The following is a 23,698-nucleotide window of genomic DNA, read 5'->3' as shown; positions in this document are numbered from 1 at the left end:
CCGCTGATGAGCCCGACACATCGACACGAGACCCGACGGAGGACCCCGTGACCAGCCCTGACCCGGCGCAGCCGGCTGCGCCGTTCAGCCCCGAGGTCGAGGCGTCGATCGCCGCCGTCCGCGCGGACGTGGCGGATCTGCACGCCGAGCTCGTGCGCTACAACCTGATCGTCTGGACCGGCGGCAACGTGTCGGGCCGCGTGCCCGGCGCCGATCTCTTCGTGATCAAGCCGAGCGGCGTGAGCTACGACGACCTCACGGCCGACAACATGATCCTGTGCGACCTCGACGGCAACGTCGTGCCCGGCACTCCGGGCAGCGAGCGGAGCCCCTCGAGCGATACCGCCGCGCACGCGTACGTCTACCGTCACATGCCCGAGGTCGGGGGAGTGGTGCACACGCACTCGACGTTCGCGGTGGCGTGGGCTGCGCGCGGGGAGGAGATCCCTTGCGTCATCACCGCGATGGCCGACGAGTTCGGCGGACCCATCCCGGTCGGCCCCTTCGCGATCATCGGCGACGACTCGATCGGACGCGGCATCGTCGACACCCTCACCGGCCACCGCTCGCGCGCCGTGCTCATGCAGAACCACGGCCCGTTCACGATCGGCGTCTCGGCGAAGGACGCGGTCAAGGCCGCGGTCATGGTGGAGGACGTCGCCCGCACGGTGCACTACGCCCGGGAGGCGGGACCGCTCATCCCGATCCCGCAGGACGCCATCGACCGGCTCTACGACCGGTACCAGAACGTCTACGGCCAGAGCTCGGACGAGCGTCGTGATGAGGAGGCCGGACGATGAGCGGAACGGATGATCTCGATACGGGCGCAGAGCGCCCACGGGTCCTGAGTGCGCGCTCTGCGCGCGTATCGAAGGGCGATCCGGCGGCCGCGGCTCAGGCGATCCGCGACGGCCGGACGGCGCTCGGCATCGAGCTGGGTTCGACGCGCATCAAGGCGTGCCTCGTCGACGCCGACGATCCCGCGCACGTGCTCGCCGCCGGCTCGCGCGCGTGGGAGAACCGCTACGAAGACGGCGTCTGGACCTACACGCTCGACGACGTGTGGTCGGGACTGCAGGCCGCGTACGCCGACCTCGCCTCCGACGTGGCGCGGCGGCACGACGTCGCGTTCGAGACGGCCGGCGCGATCGGCGTGTCGGCGATGATGCACGGGTACCTCGCCTTCGACGAGGCGGGCGAGCTGCTGGCGCCGTTCCGCACCTGGCGCAACACCAGCACGGGTGCCGCCGCGGCGGAGCTCACCGACGCGTTCGGCGTGAACATCCCGCTGCGCTGGTCGATCGCCCACCTTCACCAGGTGGTGCTCGACGGCGAGGAGCACCTGCCGGGCGTGCGGTTCGTCACGACGCTCGCAGGCTTCGTCCACTGGCGGCTCACGGGCGAGAAGGTGCTGGGAGTGGGCGACGCGTCGGGCATGTTCCCGATCCACTCCGCCACCGCCGGCTATGACGCGGAGCTGCTCGCGCGCTACGACGCGCTCGCTGCCGGACGCCTGCCGGTCGCGCACGTGGCCGACCTCCTTCCCGAGGTGCGCGTCGCCGGTGCGCCGGCTGGTGCGCTGACGACCGAGGGTGCCGCACTGCTCGACCCGTCCGGTGCCCTGCGCCCCGGCATCCCGTTCTGCGCCCCCGAGGGCGACGCGGGCACCGGGATGGTGGCGACCAACGCCGTCGCCCCCCGCACCGGCAACGTCAGTGCCGGAACGAGCATCTTCGCGATGGTCGTGCTGGAGCGTCCGCTCGAGCGAGTGCATCACGAGCTCGACCTCGTCACGACGCCCGCCGGCGACGCCGTGGCCATGGTGCACTGCAACAACGGCGCGAGCGAGCTCGCCGCGTGGGCGGGCATGTTCGCGCGCTTCGCCGCAGCGTCGGGAACCCCGACCGGGGACGACGCCGTATACGAGACGCTGTTCCGCGAGGCCCTCGAGGGCGAGGCCGACGCCGGCGGGCTGCTCGCCTACAACCACCTCGCCGGCGAGCCGATCGCCGGGCTCACCGAGGGCAGACCGCTCTTCGTGCGCACGCCCGACAGCCGCCTCACGCTCGCCAACGCGATGCGCGCGCAGCTCTACGGCGTGTTCGGCACGCTCGCGCTCGGCATGCGCGTTCTCACGGAGGAGGGCGTCGGCCTCGACCGCATGTTCGCGCACGGAGGCATGTTCCGCACCGCCGGCGTCGCGCAGCGCTTCCTCGCCGGGGCTCTCGGCGCCCCGGTGTCGGTCGGCGACACGGCCTCCGAGGGCGGCGCGTGGGGCATCGCCGTGCTCGCGGCGTACGCGCGGGCCGTGAGCGGGACGGATGATCTCGATACGGGCGCAGAGCGCCCACTCGATCCGGCGGCCTCGGCCGAGGCCGCCGGAATCTCCCTCGCCTCCTTCCTCGACGACCGCGTCTTCGCCGACGCGGCGATCGCGACTGCCGAGCCCGATCCCGCAGACGTGGCGGGCTTCGCCGCCTACCTCGACCGCTATCGCGCCGGCCTCGCCGTCGAAGCCGCCGCCGTCACCGCCCTCTGAACCACGAAGGACCCACCATGACCCGCACGCCGCTGTCCACCTCGCTCGACGCCTACGAGATCTGGTTCGTCACCGGAAGTCAGACCCTGTACGGCGAAGAGACGCTCCGGCAGGTCGCCGAGCAGTCGCGCGCCGTCGCAGAGGGCCTCGCCGGACTGCCCGTCAAGGTCGTCTGGAAGCCGGTCCTGAAGGACTCGGACTCGATCCGGCGTCTCGCGCTCGACGTCAACGCCCGCGACGAAGTGATCGGCGTCGTCGCGTGGATGCACACCTTCAGCCCCGCCAAGATGTGGATCGCCGGCCTCGACGCGCTCCAGAAGCCGCTGCTGCACCTGCACACGCAGGCGAACGTCGAGCTGCCGTGGGCCGACATCGACTTCGACTTCATGAACCTCAACCAGGCCGCCCACGGCGACCGCGAGTTCGGGTACATCCAGACGCGCCTGGGCGTGGCGCGCAAGACCGTCGTCGGCCACGTGTCGAACCCGGCCGTGCGGCAGCAGGTCGAGGACTGGCAGCGCGCGGCCGCCGGGTGGGCGGCATCCCGTTCGCTCAAGCTCGCCCGTTTCGGCGACAACATGCGCTACGTCGCCGTGACCGAGGGCGACAAGACCGAGGCCGAGCTGCGGTTCGGCGTGCAGGTGAACACGTGGGGCGTGAACGAGCTCGTGGAGGCGGTGGATGCCGCGACCGACGCCGACATCGACGCCCTGGTCGCCGAGTACCTCGACTCCTACGACGTGGCCGCCGAGCTGCGGCCGGGTGCCGAGCGCCACCAGTCGCTCCGCGATGGGGCGGCGATCGAGCTCGGGCTCCGCTCGTTCCTCGAGGAGGGGGGCTTCGGCGCCTTCACGACCTCGTTCGAGGACCTCGGGGCGCTGAAGCAGCTGCCCGGCCTCGCCGTGCAGCGGCTGATGGCCGAGGGCTACGGCTTCGGCGCGGAGGGCGACTGGAAGACGGCCATCCTGGTGCGCGTGGCGAATGTCATGGGCGCGGGCCTCCCGGGTGGCGCCAGCCTCATGGAGGACTACACCTACGACCTCGTCGCCGGCGACGAGAAGATCCTCGGCGCGCACATGCTCGAGGTCTCGCCCTCGCTCACGACGGCCAAGCCGCGCCTGGAGGTGCACCCGCTCGGCATCGGCGGCAAGGACGACCCGGTGCGCCTCGTCTTCACGGCCGACCCCGGTCCGGCGCTCGTGGTCGCGATGAGCGACATGCGCGACCGCTTCCGCCTGGTGGCGAACGTCGTCGAGAACGTCGATGCTCCCGACCTTCCGCAGCTCCCCGTAGGTCGCGCGGTGTGGAAGCCCGCTCCCGACTTCGCGACGAGCGCCGCGTGCTGGCTCACCGCCGGCGCCGCGCACCACACGGTGATGACCACCGCCGTGGGCATCGAGGTGTTCCGCGATTTCGCCGACATCGCCGCCACCGAGCTCGTCGTCATCGACGACGACACCACGGCGCGCGGGTTCCAGCGCGAACTGCGCTGGAACCAGGCCTACTACCGCCTCGCGCAGGGTCTCTGAATCGTCCGCAACCCCGGTTCGAGGCACCGAGCCTCGCCGCTACTCTGGTGGCGGCATCCCCCCCATCCGCAAGGAGCTCCACATGGCACGTCCCCCCGCATCCGGAATCCAGCACGCCCTCCGCGCCGGCGACTACGAGGCCGTCGTCGCGAGCGTCGGTGCGACGCTTCGCTCGCTGACCTACCGGGGGCGCGACCTCGTCGTGCCGTTCGAGGCCGACGAGGTGCGTCCGGCCCATCGCGGTGCGACCCTGGCCCCGTGGCCGAACCGCGTCGTCGACGGCAGATACTCCTTCGGGGGCCGCGAGTTCCAGCTGCCCCTCACCGAGGTCGCGCGCTCGCACGCCCTCCACGGCCTGGCGACCTGGCTCGACTTCGAGGCGATCGACAAGGGCCCCGACCACGTGACGCTGGCCGCCCTCATCCAGCCGCAGACCGCCTACCCGTGGCGCATCCTCGTCACCACGCGGTTCTCGCTCGGTCCCGACGGACTCACCCAGACGGTGACCGCGCTCAACGACGGGGCGGAGCCGGCGCCGTGGGGCACCGGCCCGCACCCCTACCTCGTCGCGGGTGACGGGCGCGTCGACGGCTGGACGCTCGAGCTCCCCGCGGCACAGGTGCTCGCCGTGATGCCCGACCGTCTGATCCCCACCGAGCTCACGCCGGTGGACGCCGAAGACCCCGAGCGTTTCGACTTCCGCTCGCCGCGCGAGATCGGCCGGGCTGAGATCGACCACGCGTTCACGGGCCTCACGCGCGGCGAGGACGGCGTGGCGAGAGTACGGGTGACGGATGCCGCGGGCTCCGGTGTCGAGATGTCGTGGGATGCCGCCTGCCCCTGGGTCCAGGTGCACACGGCCGACAAGCCGGATCCGGCGCAGAGCCGGCTGGGGCTCGCGGTGGAGCCCATGACCTGCGCACCCGACGCCTTCAACGCCGGGTCGTACGACTACGACGCCGGGCTCATCGTCATCGAGCCCGAGGCATCCGTCACCGCGTCCTGGCGGATCGGCGCGATCGCCTGATCATCTGCCGCGTGTCCTGAACACGGCGAAGGCGGTGCCGGCCCCCCGGGCGGCCCCGCCTTCATCGATTGCGGGTCAGCTGTCCCGCAGGTCTTCTTTGATCTCGTTACGGGTGTGCACGGAGTCGCGCTCGGCCTCGGCCTTGCGGACCTCGGCGTCGGCCTTCATCTCGTCGACCTTGTCGTCCACGCGATCGGTGGTGTCCTCCCAGGCGTCCTTGATCTTCTCGCCGACGGCTCGGGCCGTCTCCTTCGCGTCTTCCATGAATCCCATCGATCTCTCCTCTCATGAGGGATGCCACGACGCTACGCCGGGGCTCCTCACGCCGGGAGGGTCTTGCACCGGCGCGGAACGCTTGCTAGACCGGCGAACGCTAGCCTGGTGGGGGAGGTGCGATGGGCAAGACCGCAGAGGCGATCGCCGAGGGCGTGTCCATCGCGTCCGCCGCGGCGCGTCTGGCGATCCGCAATCGCATTCTCGTCGAGACGATCGCGCACGACGAGCCCTTCGATGTGGTCGCGTTCGCGCCGTTCGCCCACGACACCCTCACTGCCCTCGCCGAAGAGCAGGAGCAGGCGGCGGCGCTCGTGAAGCGCCAGCGCAAGAAGGCCTGGGGCCGGTTCACCGACCCCGACGGCACGCACGACTACCGCGACCGCGACATGCGCAACCTGCGCAAGCGCGGCCGCCAGTATTCCGGCGTCGCCCAGGCGCTGCGCCGGATGGCCGACGACCCGCACGTGGTGCGCACCCTCATCGAGCAGTCCCGCGACGCCGCGTGGGGCGATGTCGAGGCCAACCTGCAGCGACGGCTGCGGGTCGAGGGCATGCGGCCTGACCTCGACCCCGACTACGACCGCATGCGCGCTGCCCGCATGCAGTCGATCCGTCTCGTGGATCTGCCGCGCCTGGCCGCTCACAAGCGACACCACGATGAGGCGGTGACGGATGCCGGGTCCGCCGCGCAGGCCGTCACCCACGCGCCGCGCATCTCGGGGATCGACGTCAGCGAGCTGGACTCGTAGGCGTCAGCCCCGCGAACACGCCCGGGAATCGGGCATCCCGCCGCCGATTCGCGCGGCGCGCATCCGTCGGGTATTCTTGACGACGTTGTGCGCGAGAGCGAGCAACGTGCGCCCGTAGCTCAATGGATAGAGCATCTGACTACGGATCAGAAGGTTGGGAGTTCGAGTCTCTCCGGGCGCGCACTGTGTTGAGACAGTGATCGAAAACCCGCGGATCTCCGCGGGTTTTCGTGTTCCTGGTGCGGGTCGCATCCTTTCTGATTCCGCGGGCGTTCCGTCTGACCGCGAATCAGCGGGACCCGTCCTCCTGGCCTTCCTGGCCGTTTCGAGCACAACACTAGAGCGGGTAGCCGAAACGACGCGCCAGAACTCGAACACCTAGCCGTGGCTTGCGGCGCCCCCGAGCGTATCCGTGGGGTCGTCCTCCTCTGGCAGCTCCCCTATTGACTTCTCGATGTCCGCCATGAGCATGTACATGACCCGCTCGCCGTGCGGCACCATCTTAAGCCGTACTTCTCGGAGAACTTTGCCGCCGACTCGTTGAGTGCATGGACGATGAGTGCGCGCGAGCCGACTATCCGGGCAGCCGCCACAGCCTTGCTGAGAGCGTCTTGCAGAGTTGCTCGATGTCCTCGGTGCTGATCGCGGCGTAGAGGGCTTCGCGGGCGGCGTTGGTCGGACATGTCGCCTCGGAGTACAGCGCGTTGGCGCTCGCCCACTCCTCGTCACCGCTGGACGAAGCAGGCGGCTGCGCTGCAACGGACACGTAGAACGATGTCGGGGTGCACGTGTACGTCGAGGAGCCCATGACGTGGACCCCGGTCCCGAGGCGCGCGCAGGTCTGGGCAGCATCAACAAGCGCTGTGAAGGCAACGCCGCCAGCCAATGCTGTCACCAGCACGCCGATCGAGCCGATCACCGTCCCCGCCAGCGCGAAACGGTTCCTGAAACCCGCCCCGCGGGACCGGACCAAAGCGATGATGCTGATGATCAGTCCAGCGATGTTCATTATCGCGATTAGTGACAGCACGAAACCGAGAATCCCGAACACGCGGAACGGGTCGTGCGGCGCCTCCGGTCCGACAGGTGGGGTTGCGGCGGCGGGCGAGAGGTTCGACGCAGTCGACGGGTCAGTGTGTGACACTCACCAACCGTAAACGGCCGACAATCGCCCCCCGCAACAATCCACAGCCGCGGAGCTCGGACGAGCCAACTCGGTGGACGCGACCCAGCGCGCCCCGGCATGCGTCCGTTGAGGGTCGGCTGGGGAGCGATGCCCGGTTGAGGCCCGTTCTGCACGGGTCGCAGCGCGTGCGGATGCCGGTCACTGTCGGCGCATGTTCGTCGGCCCATAGGCTTCGTCCATGAACGAACTGTCCCTCTCGGGCCTTCCAGCGCTCACAGGGCGCCGACTGTTCTCAGTTGCGTTCGTCGAGGATTATGTTCAGCTGCACTTCGACAGCGATGCCGGTGAGGAAGGCCAGGATCCGCATCTGGACTTCTTCGTCCTTCCCGACGTGGTCATTTCGGGCCGCGCGTACCGACCGACCGCCGCTGGGTGGGCCGCGGCACTTCGTTCGCTTATCGGTTCGGAGGTCGTTGAAGCAGGTGATTCTGTCCAGGCGGGGATCCAGCTCGTCATGACGAAGGGTTCCGTGACTTTGCACGCCGACGAGCGGTTCGGCGAAGCGATCGAGGTTGCCCTACTGCAGGTCGGCGACCGCATCGACGTATGGCGTCCCACTGAGGGCGTGTTCGAAACCACCCAGCCCGAACGCCCGACGGAGGGTCGCTGAGCGTGCCGATCTCGCGGCCGGCGAAGCGATCTGCGCACGCGGCCTCCGCGAACGGTAGAAGGCCCGACCTACGCGCGGAACGACGCACTCTGTTCAGTGGCCTCGGGTTACGCCCATAAGTGCTCTCCGGACTAGGCGGAGCGCCAAGCTGAGCTATTGAGGAGGCTCCGCCGGTGACGCAAGCACACCGTTCCAGCAGGAACCGCCGCCGAACTCATACAGGTCTCGGACCGCGCAATCACCATCCCCGACGTTGCTCTCGAGGTATACGGCTAGGTCTGTGACGGCAGGGTTGTACCCGACGTAGACGCCGGGAGCGAGCGCGACTGCTTGCGGAGTCTTGATGGAGTTCGCGACGCGGTAGTCGATCTGTGCCGTATCGACGACGAGCGGGTAGCCAGGCAGCACCGGGTCACCGGACTTGTAGTAAAGCTGCTTGGATCGAGAGGCGTCGTTCGGGAACGCGTCCCGGGCGTCCGGCACACCGTCGCCGTCCGCATCTGCAGGAGGAGTGGGAGTGGGCTTCTGTGTAGGTGTAGCTGAGGGGGTCGCTGTAACTGTCACGGTCACCGTCACCGTGGGCGCCGATTGTGGTGCCAAAGTGCTGGAGGAACAGCCCGACGCAATGAGCGCGCCAGCTACAACGACTGCGGCCAGTGCGCCGCGCCTCGTCCGGTTCATGAGGCGAGCATATTGGGAAAGACCACGTTCCTTTTCTCCCGCACAAGAGCGCCCGCGGCCTATTGCGTGATCGAGGCCATGTAGGCGGGATGTCGGTGCGCTCGCGCTATGTTGAGCGCACGGATGTCGGGGCGGCTCCGTGAGACGAGGACGAGGATGACGGACATTCCCCCTATGCCTGCTGCTGGTTGGTACGACGTGCCCGCGGGTGGGAAGCGTTTCTGGAACGGGCGCGAGTGGACCACGGACTTTATCAGTGCGCCGAGCGCAAAGGCGGAGTTCGCGGCGCTTGACCCCTACGTTCCGTCGCCGCGCCCGGAAGTGATTCCGGTGCCTCAAGCCCCGCCTTGGGCGGCCGTGCCGCGATTTCAGCCCGCTGGCTGGTATGCCGGGCCGACCGGCGCACTGCAGTGGTGGGATGGCCAGCAATGGGGGCCGTTTGCACCGCCGACTGCCGCAACGACACGGCCGGTAAAGGAGGTTGGCATCGCATACCTCCTTCTGTTCCTGTTAGGCGGCTTCTCGGCGCAGCGGTTCTACCTTGGGCTTACGGGCTCCGCGATCCTCTTCAACGTGCTCTGGTGGGGAGGCTGGATTCTGGCGGGATTGGCAGTCGGAATCCCCATGATGGTCGCCGCGGGCATCTGGTGGTTCGTGGATCTCTTCCTCTTGCCATCGCTTGTGCGGAACGCGAACGCCCGCGCGATGACACCCTCGACGACGCACCCGCTGCCGCCGATCCGCCGACTCTGACGCGTCGCCCGATAGCCGGTCCCTCGCCGCGCGTCTAAGGCTCTTCGGCGTTCCCCACAGCTTCGATCCAGTCCACGGCCTCGTCGGATAGGAAGAAGCCGTCAGGTCCGTCTTCGCCGATCCACCAAGCGTTCGACGTGACGATGCCCCCGGCCGCGGCAACCTTGCCGAGCACCTCTGCCGGCAACGCCTCGCCGTTGTGCGCGATCAGCCAGTCCTTCGTCTCCGCGTCCAAGGACGGCCACCATTCGATGCTCTCCACCGACGTAGAGTCTCATCCCGATACCGCCGACGAAAGGGGGTCGCTGGCCGTGCGCTGAGTGGATCCTCGGCTGGCGTCAGTGGGCGGGGTCTTGAACCTTCGCGGCGGGGACCGCGGCCACGCCCCGGGAGGCGGTCAGGTGGCGGGCGCGGTAGCCGGAGTCAGCACGATGAGCGGACTGTGCGCGATCATCTCGTCGACATCGTCTCTGCGCCATCGGCGTGCGGCGGCCTCGATGAGCGGCCGAGCTTCAAGCGGATCGGTGATCACCCGTGCCGTGGCAGGAACGTCGGCGTGGATGCCCTTCTTCAGATGCACGATGACGTGGGGGTCCGCGGTGATGTTGTGTATCCAGTCCCTTGTGCGGTCTCGACGCGGCATCCCGGTGATGAACAGCACGCCGTCCTCATCGTGCAGGAAGATCTCGATGCGGCGAGGTAGACCGCTACGGCGACCGGTCGTCGTCAAGTCGATGAGCTGACTTCGGTGCAGGGCCGTGGCGACGTCGTTGTTCACACCTGTTGAAGCAATCTCGCTGCTGCACACATTCCACACGATCGGTGAGACACTCCGGGCGCAACACTGACGCCAACGTCCCGGCAGCAAAGCCAAGTCTGTCGCCAGCGGGTCGTTGAGCGCTGGATCGCAGGGCGTATGCGGGTCGCTCAGCGCACGCCGCTCTGCCAATTTCACTTGTTCTCTCTGCCACTCTTCGCGCACGGGCCCGTGAGCGTCGTTGCGCAGCCTGCTGATCGGCAAGACTCGTGTGAGCGCGCGATTACTAAGGACCCTCGATGATCACTGTTCATCTTCGCTATGAGATCGATGCTGACAAGCTCGATGACTTCACCGAGTACGGCCGGGCGTGGATCGGCCTTGTCAATAAGCTCGGCGGGACCCACCACGGCTATTTCATGCCCAGCGAGGGCGACAGCGACGAAGCGTTCGCGTTGTTCACATTCCCGTCGCTGGCCGAGTACGAGGTCTACCGGAACACCTCGAAGACGGACCCGGAGTGCCAGGCGGCATTCGAACTCGCGCGAAGGACCGGATGCATCCGCCGCTACGAGCGTCGGTTCCTCTCGCCGGTGTTCGGGTAAGGGTCTGAGGTGGGCATCGGTTCCCGACCTGGTGAGTCTCGCTCTCTTCGTGCAGCTTGATGTGGGGGCCGCCAACGCGAGAGGTGATGCTCGCATGACCGGGCCGCCGAGATGCCCGCTGACGGCCGGTCTTGCGAACACACGACCTGCGGGTTCGGCAATGAACAGAACGAACTGCTGAGCGCCTGAGCGACAGAGCCGCAGGTGAAGAGGCCGCCGGAGAACCGGCGGTCTCTTCTGTGGGATCGAGGGTGATCAGCTGTCGGGGGTCTCGCCGTCGCCGCCGCTCACGCCGGTGCCTGCGGCAGTGGGAGCGGGCGGCGTGACCTTGATCCAGATGGGCGGATGCGGGGTTCGACGTTCGCGGTAGAGCACGTAGGCGAATGGCGCCCAGATGATGACGGCGACGCCAACTCCGATGAGCATTCCGCCGACGGTGTCTGATATCCAGTGCGCGCCGAGGTACGTGCGGCTGAGCATCATCAGCAGCGTGTAGGCGGCACCGACGATCCACACCCAGGTGCGCCAGAAGATGATGCCCAGTGTCGTCGCGATGACTGCGGCATTGGCGCTGTGGCCGGACGGGAATGAGCCGAAGTCCGACACGACGAGGATGTCGGTCGGGCGCGGGCGGCCCAGGACGTTCTTCATGACGAGAACGATCAGCTCGCTCGCGATCGTGGCGCAGACGAAATAGAGGGCCGCCCACGGCCTTCGCCAGATCAGCAGCCCGGTGACGATGACGAGCGGAACGATGACGATTCCACTGATGCCGCCGCCGATCCAGTTGAAGACGAGGGCGACGCCCGTCAAGATCGGTGAGCGTGCTTCGACCAGCTCGGACATCCACTCGACTTCGAAACCGAAGGGCTTGTCGGCCTGACGGTAGAAGATCACTGCGCCCAGGAGCACCACCAGGAGCAGCGCGGCGGCCGCCGAAACCACCCACCACAACCGAGCGATCCGCACCGGCGCGGGAGCTGCACCGTGGACCAGCTCCGAGACCTCGTCGTCCATGAGCCGATAGTACGTTGGCATCGGCCAGAGGGCGCCGGTTCTCATCAGAGGCGATCGCCTCCATCTGCGTCGCGCGCATCGGCGGCGCGCGCGACGAGCACCGGCTCCTCCTCGAGGCAGAGGTCGACGATGTCGCGCAGCAGGCCTCCGAGGCTGGTCGCGTTGAGCAGACGGAACCGGTCGTACTCGCCCAGCGGAGCGATCGCGGCGAGCTGCCACGACGACTCCACCGGGTCATCCGATATGTCCGTCGCCGGATCCCATCGAGCCTCGTCGAGGACGGACGCGAGGGTCGCGAGGCGGCGCACCACCCGCTCGGCCTCGCGGTGAAGCGGCGCGAGCGCCTCATCCCACACGAGCGGCGCCATCCTCGACACGTCCGCCACCGGGTGCGGGTCGTCGTCGCCCCAGCGGTCGACGGTGATCCGCTCGCCTCCCACGGCGACCACGTACAGGTCCGCGGCGCCCGCCTCGACCTGCACGATCCGCGCCATCGTGCCGACGGAGGAGCGCTGATCGCCACCGCCCGCCTCGAGCCCTCGCTCGATGAGGACCACGCCGAACTCGGGATTCTCCACGTCGAGCAGGCGACCCAGCATGGTGAGGTAGCGCGGCTCGAACACCCTCAGCACCAGCGGGGTGTACGGCAGCAGGACGCTGCCCAGCGGGAACATCGGCACGGCGCCCATGGGCACCAGTCAACCAGCCGGACGCGCCTGCGGGGCGGGATCGGAACTCGGGAGTTCCGCGCGTTCTCGCTGTTGCACCTACCAGTCGCGCGAGTCGCCCGTGTTCTCGTTGTCGAGGCTCGCGAGACCCGATATGCCGTAGCGGTGATGGGTCCGCCCTCCGTCAACGGGTGCCGTCTCATGTCCGGCGAGCTGGTGGACCCACGGCGGCTGGTGGTCCATCGTCAGAGACCCCGCGCCCGACCTGAAGTAGGAGGCGACCGGAGCGCTCGCGACGAACGCGGCGGCCACCATCGCACCGCCGGGAATGCGGACCAGGGTGTTCCGCGCGAGCAGATCGCGCATCAGCATGGCGAACGAGTCAGGGCTGACGGATGCCGGCACGGACGCGTCCGGCAGCTCGGCCCTCAACTGGCCCAGGATGTCCTCGCGCTGCGCTGGAGGTATCGCAGAGAAGGCGGCGGCATACGCCTTGTCGGCGACGCTCGCCGGCACGGTTCCCAGGACGTGCGCGTACCGCGCGATCTGCTCATCCGGCGTCAGAGCATGCTGAGCGCGCCGCTTCTTCACGGCCCCTCCTGACCTCGATAGCGCCCAGGGTACGCTCGCGGCTACTTGCCGTCGAGCACATCGCGCGGGTGATGTGCGGGGCGAACCGTATGCCGCAGTGGGTTCGTGAGGTCGCAGTCTAGGAGCCATGACGGGTATCGATTTCACCACGGCTGTCCGGGAGCAGTTCGAACCGACTGGTTACCTCGGACGGGAGTCCTTGCAGCTGCGGCGCGTCGAGCAAGACGGCGACGTGGTCTTCATCGAGTTCGAGTCGTATGCGTTCGCCCCAGGCATGTTCGGCATCCGGATGACCGTGCCTTCGGAGGTCGGGGACGACCTCTGGAACGCATGGGAAGAACTGACAGCCGACATTCGGGAATGGAGCGTGTGGGGAATCGCCGTCCCCCTTCTCGAGAGTTACCACACCACTGCGCTGTCGACACCTCCCGATTCATCGGGGGTCACCGTGTTGACTGTCGACGGACGTACCCCTCATTCCCTCAGTGCGCGGGGAGCTTGATCGTGCCCGTGCCGGGGTGGTCCCGCGGCATCCGGTCGCGGTCGTAGGTGATCTCGGTGAAGCCGTGCGGTTGGGGCCGGCCGTCCTCGTCGAGGCTGACGAACACGATCCGCTCGATGGTGAGGATGCGGGCGCGCGTGATCATGTTGCGGACCACGGCGCGCATCGTCAACGAGGTCTTCCCGAACTTCGTCGCCGTCAGGCCCATCTCGATCAGGTCGCCCTGAAGAGCGGAGGCCTCGAAGTTGATCTCCGAGATGAGCTTGGTGACGACCCGGTGGTTGCCGAGCTGGAGGATGGCGTAGATCGCGGCCTCCTCGTCGATCCATCGCAGCAGACTGCCGCCGAAGAGCGTGCCGTTCGCGTTCAGGTCCTCCGGCCGGACCCACTTGCGGGTGTGGAAGTTCACACCCTCGTCGGACCAGTACCAGGAAGCGTCGCCCTTGCGCGTCATCGCCCCACGCTACCGCGGGCGCCGTTCCCCGCGACCGCAACGGATCGGACCCCGGCGATCGACTGGCGCCGCCAGGGCCGCGAAGATCACGACTTGATACCGACGACCCCGCCACCTTCGGGGTGACGCACACTTGACGCATGTGGTGGAGATTCCTCAAGGCAGTCAAAGGGCGTGAGCACCGTGTCGCACCGACGACATGGGTGGCAGCGCTCGCCGCGGTGGTCTACACGTTCGCGCCGCTCGATCTGATCCCCGAGCTCGTTCTCGGCCCGCTGGGGTTCGGCGACGACATCAGCGTCTGGGGCATCTTCGCGGTGCTCCTCGTCCGCGAGCAGCGGCGCTGGCAGGCAAGCCTCACGGCGCGCCGGGCGTAGCGGCGTCGGCGGCCGCTGACACCGTCACCACACCGCTGGCGCCGTCGACCGTCACCTCGGCACCGGTGATGATGGCCTCGGTGGCGCCGGGCACGCCCACCACGGCCGGGATGCCGTACTCCCGTGCGACCACGGCGCCATGGCTGTTCGCACCGCCCATCTCCATGACGAGTCCGCCGGCCGTCAGGAAGAGCGGGGTCCAGCCGGGGTCGGTGGACGGGGCGACGAGGATCTCGCCCGGCTCCAGCTGCGCCCCCGCCGGGTCGAGGATCACCCGGGCCGTCGCGGTGACCGTTCCGGCGGAGGCCGGCGTCCCGCGCAGCGCGCCGTCCGCGGCAGGTGTCGCGTCGGAGGCGAGGGCCTCGAGTTCCGTCCCATCCGACAACAGCATCCGCGGCACGTGTCGCCGCGCGAGCTCCAGCTCGTAGCGGGCGCGGCGTGCGGCGACCTCAGCGCGGAGATCCAGGCCGGCGGCTGCCCGCTTCGTCTCGTCGAAGTCGAGGAAGAACACGTCATCGGCCTCGGCGATCCTGGCGGTCGCGGCGAGCTCCCGTCCGACCTCCGCCATCGCCGCTCGCGCACGGCTCATTCCGATGATCACGAGGTTCTTCGGCATCTCGCGCATGCCGGCCAGCGCCCGGGCACGTCGCAGGCAGAACCTCACGACGGCTCCCCGAAGCCGGCTGCGCCGGCGGGCGCGGCCGATCAGCGAGGCGACCATGGCTTCGGCATCCCGGGCTCCGTCGGCGAAGCGGCGTGCGGGCGTCGTCGCATCCGCCTCCAGGCGGAGGTAGCCCGAGAGCACGCCGAACAGGTGGGACGGGTCGTCCGCCCAGCGCGGCATCCCGAGATCGATCTCGGCGACGGCTCGGTGCCCGTATCGGTTCAGGAACGCCCTCATGCCCCGCTGCAGCGCCGCCGGCAGGGTTCCCGCGAGGTAGAGATCGGCGAGATCCCGTGCCGTCCGCGTGCGCAACGCCTCGGCGGACGCGGGGTCGTCGCTCGCTCGTGCGGCGACGTCCCAGAGTTCGAGGTCCATCTCGGTGGTCACGTTGTCGGGCACGCTGCGCAGCACGGCCTGCAGATCACCTGGCCGGGTGAGCCCGCGCAGCAGCCGTCCCGCAAGGCCGAGCATGGCGAACCCGACGACTGCGCCGGGCAGGCTGCGCGGGGCGAGAGGCATGGCGCGGAACAGCAGATCGACGACGCCGTCGACGCGGGAGGGGATGCTGCCGCCGGACGGGATCGGCAGAGCGCGGGCCCCGCGCGTGAGGCGCCGGACGCGGCGCTGGGCGGCATCGGGGCTGATGAGGGCCTGCACCACCAGCAGCGGCAGACGGATGCGGGCGGCGAGGTGGAGGAAGCCGCGAGCGAACCGGCGACGCGACTTGGGCAGCACCGAGAACCGGGGGTCGTCGAACAGCCTCCGCAGCACGACCGCCGACCGCGCCTCCATCACGTCGAGCGCTCTCGGGAAGATCTCGCGTCCCACCGACGAGCGCACGACCGGGGTGGCGTCGAGGAAGATGCGGTCGCCTCCGATGGCGAAGGCACCCGGTCCGTCGGCGATCCGGTCCGGCCGCCGGCCGATCAGGTCGAGGAATCCGGCGCCGACGACCCGGAACGCGGCGATGCCCATCGGCGTGATGGGCCGGTGCAGTCCCTGGGCGAGGCTGACGCAGAAGAAGACACGCGTCTCGCCCGGGTCGACGGCGACGTCGCGGACGGGCACCGGATACAGCGTGGTGATCGGACGTGACTGCGTCAGCCACACGTGGCGGGTGGCATCCAGTGCCCACTCGATGTCTTGCGGGCTGCCGAAGGCCTTCTCGACACGGTCGCCGAGAGCCGCGAGCGCTCGCACCTCGTCGTCGGTCAGGCTCGGGTCCCGCTCGTCGCCGGGACCTCCTCGCCGGCGGTCCAGGATGCGCCTGGTGGTGGTGTCGACGACGAAGTGGTCGGGATCGACGGTGCCCGACACGACCGCGTCTCCCAAGCCGCGCGCGGCGTCGACAACGGCCTGCCGCCGCCTGCCGGTGACGGGATCGGCTGTGAAGAGCACGCCGGCGGAGGCAGCATCCACCATCCGCTGCACGACGACCGCAAGGGCGACTGCGGAACCGTCGATGCCCTGCGCGGCGCGATAGGCAACGGCCCGATCGGTCCACAGCGACGCCCAGCAGCGGTGCACGGCATCGAGCAGGTCGTCGATGCCGGTCACGTCGAGGTACGTGTCCTGCTGGCCGGCGAAGCTCGCGCCCGGGAGGTCCTCCGCGGTGGCCGACGACCGCACGGCGACGGGGCCGCCGTCGGGCTCGAGCCGTGAGTACGCGTCCCGGACCGCGTCGGCCACCGGCGCGGGGAGCGGCGCGTCGAGAACGGCGGATCGCGCCGCCGCCGCATCCGTGAGGGTGCCCGCCGCGACGGGCGTTCCCGCGACCGCCAGGCGGTACGCCGCCGTGGTGAGGCAGAAGCCGGGCGGCACGTCGAAGCCGCCGCGAATCAGCTCGCCGAGATTCGCGGCCTTGCCGCCGACCGCCGGGAGGTCGGCGGCCGACACGTCGGTGAGATCGACGACGAGACCGGCGGCGTCGGGCGAGGATGCCCGCGAGGATGCTGTCATCGGCCGTCTCCGCGATTGGGGGCTTGATGAATTACCCGAAGAATCGCACTCCGCCGACGCCGCGGCAAGGCCCTCGGCTGCTGGCCTACGGGGCGCTCGCGTCGACCTCGAAGTAGAGGTGCGTGTGCAGGCGGCATCCCGGGTTGAACGGGGACCTGCACATCGGGCAGACGTCGGATTCGAGATAGTCGGTGATCGCGAGCTCGTGGCCGCACGCACCGCACAGCACGGCGCGCTCGTCGCGCTGGGCCACCGGCCACCGTGCGGCGGGATGGTCGGCCGTCTCGGCGTGGCAGAGGTGGCACGGATAGTACTCGCGGCAGCAGGCGAACCGGATCGCCACGATGTCGAGCGCGGTGCGGTAGTGCACGCACCGGGTCTCGTCGTCGACGACGAGACCTCGCACGGTGGGGCGCACCGCGCTCATCGCACGCCTCGCGCGCTCAGGGCGTCGCCGAGCTCGAACGCGTGCTTCGAGGCGAGCACCAGGAACGGCACGGCGAAGCCCCGGACGCTGCCGCGCGCGCCGCGAGCCCGCTGGGCATCGCGGACGTCCCTCGCCAGCCGCGCGAGCACCGGTACCGTCGTCAGCGTCACGGTGAGCATGAGAGCGGCCCGCTGCGGGTCGAGCCCGATCCGTCGCATGGGTTCCAAGGCGCGCTCGACGGCTTCCAGCAGCGCGGTCACCCGGGTGGTCAGCATCAGCAGCCCGGCAATGGCGATCGCCGCCGCCACGCGCACCGTGTTCGCGACCGCCGGCTCGGGTCCCAGGAAGATCAGCTGGCTCACGAGTGTCACCGCGAGCACCCAGCGGAGCGCGAGCATCTGCCGACCCAGCTCGCGCAGTCCGAGCAGCCGGTCGCCGAGCTCGGCGAGGGCGAACGCCGCCACGGTGACTCCGGTCGCCGCGGCGGCGCCCCACCATGTCGACGGCAGCAGCGAGACGCCGAGCACGACCGCGAGCACGAGCAGCACCTTGCGACCCGCGGGCATGCGGTGCAGGCGCCCCTGTCCCGGCCGGTAGACGCTCAGCATCGCAGAATCGCCTCATACTCGGAGACGATGGCACCCGAATCGCCGGCTGCGACCAGGCGGCCGCCCGCGAACAGCACGGCCGTGTCGCACCGCTGGGCGAGGGCCAGGTCGTGCGTCACCAGCACGAGGCGGTGCGATCCCTCCGCGAAGAGGTGATCGGCCACGCGCCGGGCGTTCCGGGCGTCGAGGTACGCGGTCGGCTCGTCGGCCACGACCAGATCGGGTCGCCGCACGAACGCGCCGCAGAGCGCGAGCAGCTGCTTCTGACCACCCGACAGGTCGTGCGAGGCGCACTCGGCGAGGTCGGCGAGGCCGAACCGCTCGAGTGCGACGGAGACGAGGTCTCGCGCCTGCGCCGCCGGCAGACGCTCCCGACGCAGCGAGAAGGCGACGTCTTCCGCGACGGTGGGCATGAGGATCTGCGCGTCGGGGTTGCTGAACACCAGCGCGGTCCGTCGTCGCAGCTCGTCGGCGTGGGTCGCCGGGTCGAGGCCGAGGATGCGCAGCGCACCGGAGCTGCGGGGAACCAGGCCGCCCAGCATCCGTGCGAAGGTCGACTTGCCCGACCCGTTCTCACCGATCACGGCGACGGTGCGCGCGTCGACGTCGAGTGAGACGTCGCGCAGCACGTCGACATCGCCGAGGCGCACCGCGACGCCGTCGAGGTGGATGGTCATCGCGCGACCTCCAGCAGCATGGCGACTCCCAGCCCTCCGCCGACGGATGCCGCGGCCACACCCAGCGTGCCCTCCGAGGTGGTGCCTCGCACGAGGCGGCTGAACAGGCGCACGACCGCGACGGCGCCGCTCGCACCCCACGGATGCCCCAGCGCGAGCGCGCCGCCGTCGGCGCAGACGCGGGGGTCGTCGTCTTCGATTCCGAGCCGGCCGAGCACCGCGAGGCTCTGCGAGGCGAACGCCTCGACGATCTCGAACGCGGCGATGTCCGCGGCGGTCGCACCGGCCGAGCCGAGCACGGCCTGCACGGCGGGTGCCGCGCCGATTCCGGGCAGCGCGGGATCGCAGCCTGCGACCGCCCACGCGCGGACGACGAGTCCGGGGGCGGCGCCCGCGGGTGCCACGAGCACGGTGGCCGCGCCGTCGCCGATGCGCGTCGACGTTCCCGCCGTCAGCACGCCGTCGGGGAAGAGCGCCGGCAGCCGGGGGAGCAGCCGCTCCGCGCCGCCGATCGCGTCGTCGTGGTCGAGCCCGGCGAGCGGCACGAGCTCACGCTCGAAGCGCCCTGCTCGCAGCGCCGCCCGGGCGCGGGCGTGACTGCGGGCCGCGTGGGAATCGAGCCTGGTGCGGGAGAGGCCGTCGTGACGCGCCAGAGTCTCGGCCGCGCGCGTCATGTCGGGGTCGGGGAAGCCCGCCGGTGCGAACGGCGCGCGGTCGTAAGGGATGCCGTCGACGGAGCGCATCGGAGCGGTCGACGCGCTCTCGACTCCGCCCGCGACTCGCATGCGCTCGTCGCCGGCCCGGATGGCGGTCGCCGCGTCGATGATGGCGGCCAGGCCGCTGCCGCACTGGCGGTCGACCGTGCCGCCCGGAACCTCGGGACCCAGGCCCGCGGCCAGGGCGGAGACCCGGCCCGGGTTGCCGCCGGGGCCCATGCAGTTGCCCAGCACCACGTCGGCCACGCTCACGGCGGCGCCTGACGCGACCCGGGCGTCGTCCAGCGTCGCGCTGATGACGGGGGCCGCGAGCTGCTCGACCCGCAGGCGTGCGAGTGCCCGGCCGCGGGTGCCGATCGGGGTGCGGCGCGCCGCGATGATCACCGGATCAGACGGCAAGTCGCGCCACCTCCCCGGCGAGGGCACGCCGCACCGCCTCCGCCCGGGCGGGCTTCCCGCTGGCGGTGCGCGGCAGCTCGCCCGCGAACCACTGCCGGGGCCGGTGTGCCGGGGCGAGGTGCGTCGCGCTCGCGGCGTGGAGATCGGCGGCGGTCGCGCCGTCCAGCTCGACGAATGCCGCGACCAAGGCCCCGACGGGCTCTCGCGGAACTCCGAAGACCACGGCGTCACGGATGCCGCGAACCGAGCGCAGCACGGCTTCGACCTCCTCCGGAACGATCGTGGCGGAAGCGCTCAGGATCGCGTCATCCGCCCTTCCGAGAAGACGAAGCCGCCCGTCGTTCAACTCCGCGCGGTCGCCGACCGTCGCCCAGTCGCCCTCCCGGCGGAGCGGACCACCGCCGTCGGCGTACCCCCGCGCGACGAACGGCGACCGCACCCAGAGCTCGCCGTCGCGGATGCGCAGCTCCACCCCCGGAAAGGCGCGGAGGCCGTCGCCGGTGTCGACCGCGACGAACGACAGCTCCGCGGCTCCGTAGTATGCGGTGACGCGGATGCCCGCGGCCTCGGCTCGCGCGCGCAGCGCGGCGTCGAGGTGGGAACCGCCGATGAGGGCGGTGCGCAGTCGCGGCGGAGCACCGGCGTCGAGCGCCGCCCGCAGACCCTGCGGGGTGCCGTGCAGACACGTGGCAGCGGCGCCGGCGCCCGAGGCCGCACCGGCCAGGAGCGGCTGCGGGCCGCCCTCGAGTGCGTGCGCCAGCGAGAACAGCGTCAACGAGGAGGAGGGAGGCGCGGGCAGCAGCACGACGTCGTCGGAGCCCGCGTCGAGCAGGCGGGCGACGGGAGCGAACGAGGCCCGCCACGACTCGGCCGAGCGCAGGACGATGCGCGGAGACCCGCTGCTTCCCGAGGTCAGGGTCGCCCAGGCGGCGTCCGGGGGAGTGGGGACACCGGCCGCGGCTTCGATGACGGCGTCACGGTGCTCCGGCGACCAGCGATCGTCGGTGACCAGGGGGACATTCCCTCCCGCTCGCAGGGCTCTGAGCCGATCGAGCAGCCCCGCGGTCGTGCCGCCGACCGGAACGATCACGGCACGCGGGCCGGTTCGGCACCCGATGTGGCGGCATCCTCCGTCGCCCACGTCCGGCGGAACGCCCGGGGATAGGCGCGCACGAGCGTGGTCACCACGGCGGTTGCGATCACCGCCTTCACCAGGTCGCCGGGCAGGAAGACGAGGCTCGTCAGCGCGGTCTCCGCGAGGGGCAGGCGGGTCACGGCGCTCTGCACCGGAATGCCCACGGCGTAGACGACCACGATTCCTCCGGTCACCACGCCCGCGAAGGTGCGCCATGCCACCGGCTTGCGGCGGCCGGCGTGCACGATGAGGCCGATGACGAACGCGCCGGCGATCCAGCCCAGGAGGTATCCGGCAGAAGGGCCGAAGAAGACGCCGATGCCGCCGCGACCGCCGGCCAGCAGCGGCAGGCCGACGGCGACGAGCGCCAGCAGCAGGGTCATCGACAGCGCGCCGAGACCTGCTCCGAGGATCGCCCCCGCCAGCATGACGCCGAGCGTCTGCGCCGTGATGGGCACGACTCCGAAGACCGTGAAGCCGCCCGGGAGGCCGAGAACGGCGGTCACGGCGGCGAAGACGGCCACGCGGGCGATGTCGGTCGCGTCGATCCCGCGCGTGCGAAGCGGATGGGTCATGTCGTCTCCTCGAGGGGCGGCGGGTCCGTCGAGGAAGCTCGACCTGAACACCGTTCACTAGAACGGCGTTCACTATACTGCGGGGATGGTCAGATCGGAAAGCGCGCGACGTCACACGAAGGACGACGTGGCGCGGGCGGCGCTGCAGATCCTCGACGACGAAGGGCTTCCCGAGCTCACGATGCGCCGGCTCGCGGCGGCTCTCGACGTGCAGCCCAGCGCGCTGTACTGGCACTTCCCGAACAAGCAGACCCTGCTCGCCGAGTTGGCGGACCGTATCGTCGGGCGCGGAGCCGCGCCCGACGAGGGGGCGGCAGCGGCGTCGCGCACGCGCTCGGAGGCGATGGCGCTGAGAGACCGCCTGCTCGCCTATCGCGACGGCGCCGAGGTGGTCTCGAGCACGCTCGCCCTCGGCCTCGGCGCCACTGCGGCCCAGGACCGCTTGGAGGCCGCGATCGAGGCGGACGGCCATGACCGGGTGATCGCCGGTCCGGCGTCGTCGGCCCTCCTGCACTTCGTCATCGGTCACGTCTCGCACGAGCAGCAGCGCATGCAGTACGACAGCCTGGGAGTCGTGCAGCCCGACACGGGTCTGGCTCCGCACCGCGACGGCGGTGCCGCGGCGGACTTCGCCTTCGGCGTCGATCTCCTCATCGGCGGACTCGAGCAGCTCCGCGCCGGCGGCGCCCGCGAAACCGGCCGTCAGACCATCGCGGGCACGGGCCGGCCGGGGTAGAGCTCCTGCATCGCGCGGTCGTAGCGCCTCTTCATCAGCAGCAGGTAGAGGAGCCGGATGGGCGCGGGAACGTTGGCGCGGAACCACTCCTCGCGCTCGCCTTCGGGCACGCTCGCCAGCAGCAGCCCGAGCTGCAGCGACAGCACGTCGCGCGAGAACTCCTTGCGGCGGGCGGTCAGGGCGGTGCGGGTGTGCGCTTCGAGCTCGTCCCACTCGCGCTGCGAGAGGACCTTCTCGGCGACGGGCATGATGTCGTCCTCCTCCTGCCCGAGGTGCGCGTACAGGGTGTCGCGGAGCGCCTCGATGTCGGTGGCGAACGAGTCCCGCAGTGCGGGGTCCGCGGTGGCCACCCACGGCGCGAGCTGAGGCTCGATGCGCTCGAGCTGCGCGGCGACCTCCGCGTGCTGCGCGCGCATCTGGTCGACGTGCACCGCGCATCCGGGATCGCGGGCGGTGAGGCGATCCCACAGCACGGTGTCTTCGGTCTCGTGGTGCAGGTGCAGGGCGAAGAAATCGAGCTTCGCGTAGTCGCCGACGATCGCGGATCGCGCCGTGTCGCCCGCTTTCACGTCGCGGACGAGCAGCGGCAGCTCACGGTAGAGCCAGCGGAAGATGCGGTGCACGAGGAGGAGGCCGGACGGGTCGCACCCGGGTGCCTCCCCGTCGGGCAGTGCGCCCGAGGACGGCAGCTTCGTGGCCATGCGGATCCCCCGATCCCGCCACGCTTCACCGATCGTTGGCGCCCCACGCGCGGCGGACAGCCGCATCCTACGCCGATGGCCCCCATGGCACAGCCCGGCGAGCGAGCGGCCGCCGCGTTCGCGGGGCTCTTGTCGCGCGGGGCAAGGGGCCCCTACTCTCTGGACCGTGGGGACCTCGGCTCCTGGGGGAGCGAGACCTCGATCGATGACGATTGGGGACAGTATGAGTTCGACCGACCGCCGATGGGAGCGCCGTGTCGTCGTGCACGCCACGGTCAACCACCCGATCCACGTCGTCTTCCCCTACCTGTGCGACCCGACGAGGTGGCATGACTTCGCTCCCGCCGTCGCCTTCCGCCGACAGATCGACGACGGGCCGCCGCGGGTCGGGACAAGGTGGATGGCGACGGACCGCATCGGGCCGTTCCGCGCCCACTTCATCGATCAGCTGGAGTCGCTGGATGAGAACGGGCGAGTGGTGTGGCTGTCGTCTGCTCCCTGGAACTCCCGTGTCGAGTACGCCTGCCGGGAGTCGGGCGAGGCTACCGTCGTGCGCGCCGAATACTCGGGCGACCTGAGCGACGCGCTGCGCTGGCAGGTCGGGTGGCTTCCCGGATGGGCGACGCACATGATCCTCGCGGGCGACTTCCGGCGCCTCGACCGCGTGCTGACGGCCCAGGCGCGAGCCGCGGGATCGTGGCAGCTGCATCACTCTGCTCCCCTCCCCGGCTCTGCTCCCGCTCGCCGCACCGCTGACGTCCGCTGACGGCGGGGCATCAT

The 23,698-nt window shown here is 70.3% G+C and carries 29 protein-coding genes and 1 tRNA gene; 13 read left to right on the top strand and 17 right to left on the bottom strand.

What is annotated here, in order from left to right:
- Nucleotides 1-47: 47 nt before the first annotated feature.
- From ACN9MP_RS15525 to ACN9MP_RS15510, 4 genes are all read left to right on the top strand, one after another.
- Complete coding sequence (locus tag ACN9MP_RS15525) at nucleotides 48-800, top strand: L-ribulose-5-phosphate 4-epimerase (protein WP_426321624.1); 753 nt, start codon at nucleotides 48-50, stop codon at nucleotides 798-800.
- Entirely contained in the window at nucleotides 797-2,539 is a 1,743-nt protein-coding gene (locus ACN9MP_RS15520; protein ID WP_426321623.1) for a xylulokinase, read from the top strand. The genes ACN9MP_RS15525 and ACN9MP_RS15520 overlap by 4 nt, the downstream gene beginning before the upstream one ends.
- Before the next feature lie 17 nt (nucleotides 2,540-2,556).
- The gene (gene araA, locus ACN9MP_RS15515) at nucleotides 2,557-4,068 is read left to right on the top strand and encodes an L-arabinose isomerase (protein WP_426321622.1); all 1,512 of its coding nucleotides are present in this window, start codon (nucleotides 2,557-2,559) and stop codon (nucleotides 4,066-4,068) included.
- An 82-nt stretch (nucleotides 4,069-4,150) separates the two neighbouring features.
- The gene (locus tag ACN9MP_RS15510; protein WP_426321620.1) at nucleotides 4,151-5,095 is read left to right on the top strand and encodes an aldose 1-epimerase family protein; all 945 of its coding nucleotides are present in this window, start codon (nucleotides 4,151-4,153) and stop codon (nucleotides 5,093-5,095) included.
- A 75-nt stretch (nucleotides 5,096-5,170) separates the two neighbouring features.
- Here ACN9MP_RS15510 and ACN9MP_RS15505 read toward each other — a convergent pair whose 3' ends face one another.
- Complete coding sequence (locus ACN9MP_RS15505; RefSeq protein WP_426321619.1) at nucleotides 5,171-5,368, bottom strand: hypothetical protein; 198 nt, start codon at nucleotides 5,366-5,368, stop codon at nucleotides 5,171-5,173.
- A 122-nt stretch (nucleotides 5,369-5,490) separates the two neighbouring features.
- Between ACN9MP_RS15505 and ACN9MP_RS15500 the strand changes: the two genes are divergently transcribed.
- Both ACN9MP_RS15500 and ACN9MP_RS15495 read left to right on the top strand, forming a co-directional pair.
- Nucleotides 5,491-6,120: an asparagine synthase gene (locus ACN9MP_RS15500; protein WP_426321617.1), complete on the top strand. Its 630-nt coding sequence runs from the start codon at nucleotides 5,491-5,493 to the stop codon at nucleotides 6,118-6,120.
- Between the two features lie 108 nt (nucleotides 6,121-6,228).
- Nucleotides 6,229-6,301, top strand: a tRNA-Arg gene (locus ACN9MP_RS15495).
- A 393-nt stretch (nucleotides 6,302-6,694) separates the two neighbouring features.
- Here the strand turns inward: ACN9MP_RS15495 and ACN9MP_RS15490 are convergent.
- A complete protein-coding gene (locus tag ACN9MP_RS15490) occupies nucleotides 6,695-7,264 on the bottom strand; it encodes a DUF4190 domain-containing protein (RefSeq protein WP_426321616.1) in 570 nt (189 codons plus the stop codon).
- Between the two features lie 220 nt (nucleotides 7,265-7,484).
- On the opposite strand from ACN9MP_RS15490, the gene ACN9MP_RS15485 reads away from it, so the two are divergent.
- On the top strand, nucleotides 7,485-7,916 hold the full coding sequence (locus ACN9MP_RS15485) for a hypothetical protein (protein ID WP_426321614.1): 432 nt from the start codon (nucleotides 7,485-7,487) through the stop codon (nucleotides 7,914-7,916).
- Nucleotides 7,917-8,069: 153 nt separating this feature from the next.
- Here ACN9MP_RS15485 and ACN9MP_RS15480 read toward each other — a convergent pair whose 3' ends face one another.
- A complete protein-coding gene (locus ACN9MP_RS15480) occupies nucleotides 8,070-8,492 on the bottom strand; it encodes a hypothetical protein (RefSeq protein ID WP_426321612.1) in 423 nt (140 codons plus the stop codon).
- 261 nt (nucleotides 8,493-8,753) lie between these two features.
- Here ACN9MP_RS15480 and ACN9MP_RS15475 point away from each other — a divergent pair, with 261 nt between their 5' ends.
- Nucleotides 8,754-9,350: a DUF2510 domain-containing protein gene (locus tag ACN9MP_RS15475; protein WP_426321610.1), complete on the top strand. Its 597-nt coding sequence runs from the start codon at nucleotides 8,754-8,756 to the stop codon at nucleotides 9,348-9,350.
- Between the two features lie 34 nt (nucleotides 9,351-9,384).
- Here ACN9MP_RS15475 and ACN9MP_RS15470 read toward each other — a convergent pair whose 3' ends face one another.
- Together ACN9MP_RS15470 and ACN9MP_RS15465 are read right to left on the bottom strand one after the other, a co-directional pair.
- On the bottom strand, nucleotides 9,385-9,612 hold the full coding sequence (locus ACN9MP_RS15470) for a hypothetical protein (RefSeq protein WP_426321608.1): 228 nt from the start codon (nucleotides 9,610-9,612) through the stop codon (nucleotides 9,385-9,387).
- A 135-nt stretch (nucleotides 9,613-9,747) separates the two neighbouring features.
- Nucleotides 9,748-10,332, bottom strand: coding sequence for a nitroreductase family deazaflavin-dependent oxidoreductase (locus ACN9MP_RS15465; protein ID WP_426321606.1), 585 nt, complete (start codon nucleotides 10,330-10,332; stop codon nucleotides 9,748-9,750).
- Nucleotides 10,333-10,406: 74 nt separating this feature from the next.
- On the opposite strand from ACN9MP_RS15465, the gene ACN9MP_RS15460 reads away from it, so the two are divergent.
- Nucleotides 10,407-10,712: an NIPSNAP family protein gene (locus ACN9MP_RS15460; protein ID WP_426321604.1), complete on the top strand. Its 306-nt coding sequence runs from the start codon at nucleotides 10,407-10,409 to the stop codon at nucleotides 10,710-10,712.
- A 255-nt stretch (nucleotides 10,713-10,967) separates the two neighbouring features.
- Here ACN9MP_RS15460 and ACN9MP_RS15455 read toward each other — a convergent pair whose 3' ends face one another.
- From ACN9MP_RS15455 to ACN9MP_RS15445, 3 genes are all read right to left on the bottom strand, one after another.
- A complete protein-coding gene (locus ACN9MP_RS15455; protein WP_426321602.1) occupies nucleotides 10,968-11,729 on the bottom strand; it encodes a phosphatase PAP2 family protein in 762 nt (253 codons plus the stop codon).
- A 44-nt stretch (nucleotides 11,730-11,773) separates the two neighbouring features.
- Nucleotides 11,774-12,418 (bottom strand): LON peptidase substrate-binding domain-containing protein, encoded by a 645-nt coding sequence (locus tag ACN9MP_RS15450; RefSeq protein WP_426321600.1) that lies wholly within the window; start codon nucleotides 12,416-12,418, stop codon nucleotides 11,774-11,776.
- Nucleotides 12,419-12,496: 78 nt separating this feature from the next.
- On the bottom strand, nucleotides 12,497-12,988 hold the full coding sequence (locus tag ACN9MP_RS15445) for a hypothetical protein (protein WP_426321598.1): 492 nt from the start codon (nucleotides 12,986-12,988) through the stop codon (nucleotides 12,497-12,499).
- A gap of 127 nt (nucleotides 12,989-13,115) precedes the next feature.
- On the opposite strand from ACN9MP_RS15445, the gene ACN9MP_RS15440 reads away from it, so the two are divergent.
- Entirely contained in the window at nucleotides 13,116-13,490 is a 375-nt protein-coding gene (locus tag ACN9MP_RS15440) for a hypothetical protein (RefSeq protein WP_426321596.1), read from the top strand.
- Here the strand turns inward: ACN9MP_RS15440 and ACN9MP_RS15435 are convergent.
- Nucleotides 13,471-13,944, bottom strand: a complete 474-nt coding sequence (locus tag ACN9MP_RS15435; protein ID WP_426321595.1) for an acyl-CoA thioesterase — start codon at nucleotides 13,942-13,944, stop codon at nucleotides 13,471-13,473. The two genes, ACN9MP_RS15440 and ACN9MP_RS15435, sit on opposite strands and share 20 nt — an antisense overlap.
- 140 nt (nucleotides 13,945-14,084) lie before the next feature.
- Between ACN9MP_RS15435 and ACN9MP_RS15430 the strand changes: the two genes are divergently transcribed.
- The gene (locus ACN9MP_RS15430; protein WP_426321593.1) at nucleotides 14,085-14,321 is read left to right on the top strand and encodes a YkvA family protein; all 237 of its coding nucleotides are present in this window, start codon (nucleotides 14,085-14,087) and stop codon (nucleotides 14,319-14,321) included.
- Here ACN9MP_RS15430 and ACN9MP_RS15425 read toward each other — a convergent pair.
- The 7 genes from ACN9MP_RS15425 to ACN9MP_RS15395 form a co-directional block, all read right to left on the bottom strand.
- On the bottom strand, nucleotides 14,302-16,944 hold the full coding sequence (locus tag ACN9MP_RS15425; protein WP_426321592.1) for a PEP/pyruvate-binding domain-containing protein: 2,643 nt from the start codon (nucleotides 16,942-16,944) through the stop codon (nucleotides 14,302-14,304). The two genes, ACN9MP_RS15430 and ACN9MP_RS15425, sit on opposite strands and share 20 nt — an antisense overlap.
- Nucleotides 16,945-17,029: 85 nt before the next feature.
- The gene (locus ACN9MP_RS15420) at nucleotides 17,030-17,371 is read right to left on the bottom strand and encodes a CHY zinc finger protein (RefSeq protein ID WP_426321591.1); all 342 of its coding nucleotides are present in this window, start codon (nucleotides 17,369-17,371) and stop codon (nucleotides 17,030-17,032) included.
- Nucleotides 17,368-17,979: a CbiQ family ECF transporter T component gene (locus ACN9MP_RS15415; protein WP_426321589.1), complete on the bottom strand. Its 612-nt coding sequence runs from the start codon at nucleotides 17,977-17,979 to the stop codon at nucleotides 17,368-17,370. Before ACN9MP_RS15415 ends, ACN9MP_RS15420 begins: the two co-directional genes overlap by 4 nt.
- Nucleotides 17,973-18,656, bottom strand: coding sequence for an energy-coupling factor ABC transporter ATP-binding protein (locus tag ACN9MP_RS15410; RefSeq protein ID WP_426321587.1), 684 nt, complete (start codon nucleotides 18,654-18,656; stop codon nucleotides 17,973-17,975). The genes ACN9MP_RS15415 and ACN9MP_RS15410 overlap by 7 nt, the downstream gene beginning before the upstream one ends.
- Nucleotides 18,653-19,771 carry a thiolase family protein gene (locus tag ACN9MP_RS15405; protein WP_426321585.1) on the bottom strand — a complete coding sequence of 373 codons (1,119 nt, stop codon included), beginning with the start codon at nucleotides 19,769-19,771 and terminating at the stop codon, nucleotides 18,653-18,655. Before ACN9MP_RS15405 ends, ACN9MP_RS15410 begins: the two co-directional genes overlap by 4 nt.
- Entirely contained in the window at nucleotides 19,761-20,861 is a 1,101-nt protein-coding gene (locus tag ACN9MP_RS15400) for a class I adenylate-forming enzyme family protein (RefSeq protein WP_426321584.1), read from the bottom strand. Before ACN9MP_RS15400 ends, ACN9MP_RS15405 begins: the two co-directional genes overlap by 11 nt.
- Nucleotides 20,858-21,481, bottom strand: a complete 624-nt coding sequence (locus tag ACN9MP_RS15395; RefSeq protein WP_426321582.1) for a biotin transporter BioY — start codon at nucleotides 21,479-21,481, stop codon at nucleotides 20,858-20,860. The genes ACN9MP_RS15400 and ACN9MP_RS15395 overlap by 4 nt, the downstream gene beginning before the upstream one ends.
- Nucleotides 21,482-21,566: 85 nt before the next feature.
- Between ACN9MP_RS15395 and ACN9MP_RS15390 the strand changes: the two genes are divergently transcribed.
- Complete coding sequence (locus ACN9MP_RS15390) at nucleotides 21,567-22,217, top strand: TetR family transcriptional regulator (protein WP_426321580.1); 651 nt, start codon at nucleotides 21,567-21,569, stop codon at nucleotides 22,215-22,217.
- Here ACN9MP_RS15390 and ACN9MP_RS15385 read toward each other — a convergent pair.
- Nucleotides 22,184-22,918, bottom strand: a complete 735-nt coding sequence (locus tag ACN9MP_RS15385) for a hemerythrin domain-containing protein (protein WP_426321579.1) — start codon at nucleotides 22,916-22,918, stop codon at nucleotides 22,184-22,186. The genes ACN9MP_RS15390 and ACN9MP_RS15385 overlap by 34 nt on opposite strands.
- A gap of 223 nt (nucleotides 22,919-23,141) precedes the next feature.
- Here ACN9MP_RS15385 and ACN9MP_RS15380 point away from each other — a divergent pair, with 223 nt between their 5' ends.
- Nucleotides 23,142-23,684 carry an SRPBCC family protein gene (locus tag ACN9MP_RS15380; RefSeq protein WP_426321577.1) on the top strand — a complete coding sequence of 181 codons (543 nt, stop codon included), beginning with the start codon at nucleotides 23,142-23,144 and terminating at the stop codon, nucleotides 23,682-23,684.
- The last annotated feature ends 14 nt before the right edge of the window (nucleotides 23,685-23,698 follow it).

It is taken from the genome of Microbacterium sp. E-13, assembly GCF_049912955.1.
GTDB lineage: Bacteria > Actinomycetota > Actinomycetes > Actinomycetales > Microbacteriaceae > Microbacterium.
This window is presented reverse-complemented; position numbering and strand designations above follow the sequence as displayed.

Bases quoted from the DNA above. Each gene is read 5' to 3' on its own strand.
- ACN9MP_RS15380 (WP_426321577.1), top strand. From the start codon at position 23,142: ATGAGTTCGACCGACCGCCGATGGGAGCGCCGTGTCGTCGTGCACGCC.
- ACN9MP_RS15485 (WP_426321614.1), top strand. From the start codon at position 7,485: ATGAACGAACTGTCCCTCTCGGGCCTTCCAGCGCTCACAGGGCGCCGA.
- ACN9MP_RS15520 (WP_426321623.1), top strand. From the start codon at position 797: ATGAGCGGAACGGATGATCTCGATACGGGCGCAGAGCGCCCACGGGTC.
- ACN9MP_RS15435 (WP_426321595.1), bottom strand. From the start codon at position 13,944: ATGACGCGCAAGGGCGACGCTTCCTGGTACTGGTCCGACGAGGGTGTG.
- ACN9MP_RS15500 (WP_426321617.1), top strand. From the start codon at position 5,491: ATGGGCAAGACCGCAGAGGCGATCGCCGAGGGCGTGTCCATCGCGTCC.
- ACN9MP_RS15395 (WP_426321582.1), bottom strand. From the start codon at position 21,481: ATGACCCATCCGCTTCGCACGCGCGGGATCGACGCGACCGACATCGCC.
- ACN9MP_RS15505 (WP_426321619.1), bottom strand. From the start codon at position 5,368: ATGGGATTCATGGAAGACGCGAAGGAGACGGCCCGAGCCGTCGGCGAG.
- ACN9MP_RS15475 (WP_426321610.1), top strand. From the start codon at position 8,754: ATGACGGACATTCCCCCTATGCCTGCTGCTGGTTGGTACGACGTGCCC.
- araA (WP_426321622.1), top strand. From the start codon at position 2,557: ATGACCCGCACGCCGCTGTCCACCTCGCTCGACGCCTACGAGATCTGG.
- ACN9MP_RS15415 (WP_426321589.1), bottom strand. From the start codon at position 17,979: ATGCTGAGCGTCTACCGGCCGGGACAGGGGCGCCTGCACCGCATGCCC.
- ACN9MP_RS15510 (WP_426321620.1), top strand. From the start codon at position 4,151: ATGGCACGTCCCCCCGCATCCGGAATCCAGCACGCCCTCCGCGCCGGC.
- ACN9MP_RS15390 (WP_426321580.1), top strand. From the start codon at position 21,567: ATGGTCAGATCGGAAAGCGCGCGACGTCACACGAAGGACGACGTGGCG.
- ACN9MP_RS15420 (WP_426321591.1), bottom strand. From the start codon at position 17,371: ATGAGCGCGGTGCGCCCCACCGTGCGAGGTCTCGTCGTCGACGACGAG.
- ACN9MP_RS15440 (WP_426321596.1), top strand. From the start codon at position 13,116: ATGACGGGTATCGATTTCACCACGGCTGTCCGGGAGCAGTTCGAACCG.
- ACN9MP_RS15385 (WP_426321579.1), bottom strand. From the start codon at position 22,918: ATGGCCACGAAGCTGCCGTCCTCGGGCGCACTGCCCGACGGGGAGGCA.
- ACN9MP_RS15460 (WP_426321604.1), top strand. From the start codon at position 10,407: ATGATCACTGTTCATCTTCGCTATGAGATCGATGCTGACAAGCTCGAT.
- ACN9MP_RS15430 (WP_426321593.1), top strand. From the start codon at position 14,085: ATGTGGTGGAGATTCCTCAAGGCAGTCAAAGGGCGTGAGCACCGTGTC.
- ACN9MP_RS15450 (WP_426321600.1), bottom strand. From the start codon at position 12,418: ATGGGCGCCGTGCCGATGTTCCCGCTGGGCAGCGTCCTGCTGCCGTAC.
- ACN9MP_RS15425 (WP_426321592.1), bottom strand. From the start codon at position 16,944: ATGACAGCATCCTCGCGGGCATCCTCGCCCGACGCCGCCGGTCTCGTC.
- ACN9MP_RS15410 (WP_426321587.1), bottom strand. From the start codon at position 18,656: ATGACCATCCACCTCGACGGCGTCGCGGTGCGCCTCGGCGATGTCGAC.
- ACN9MP_RS15455 (WP_426321602.1), bottom strand. From the start codon at position 11,729: ATGGACGACGAGGTCTCGGAGCTGGTCCACGGTGCAGCTCCCGCGCCG.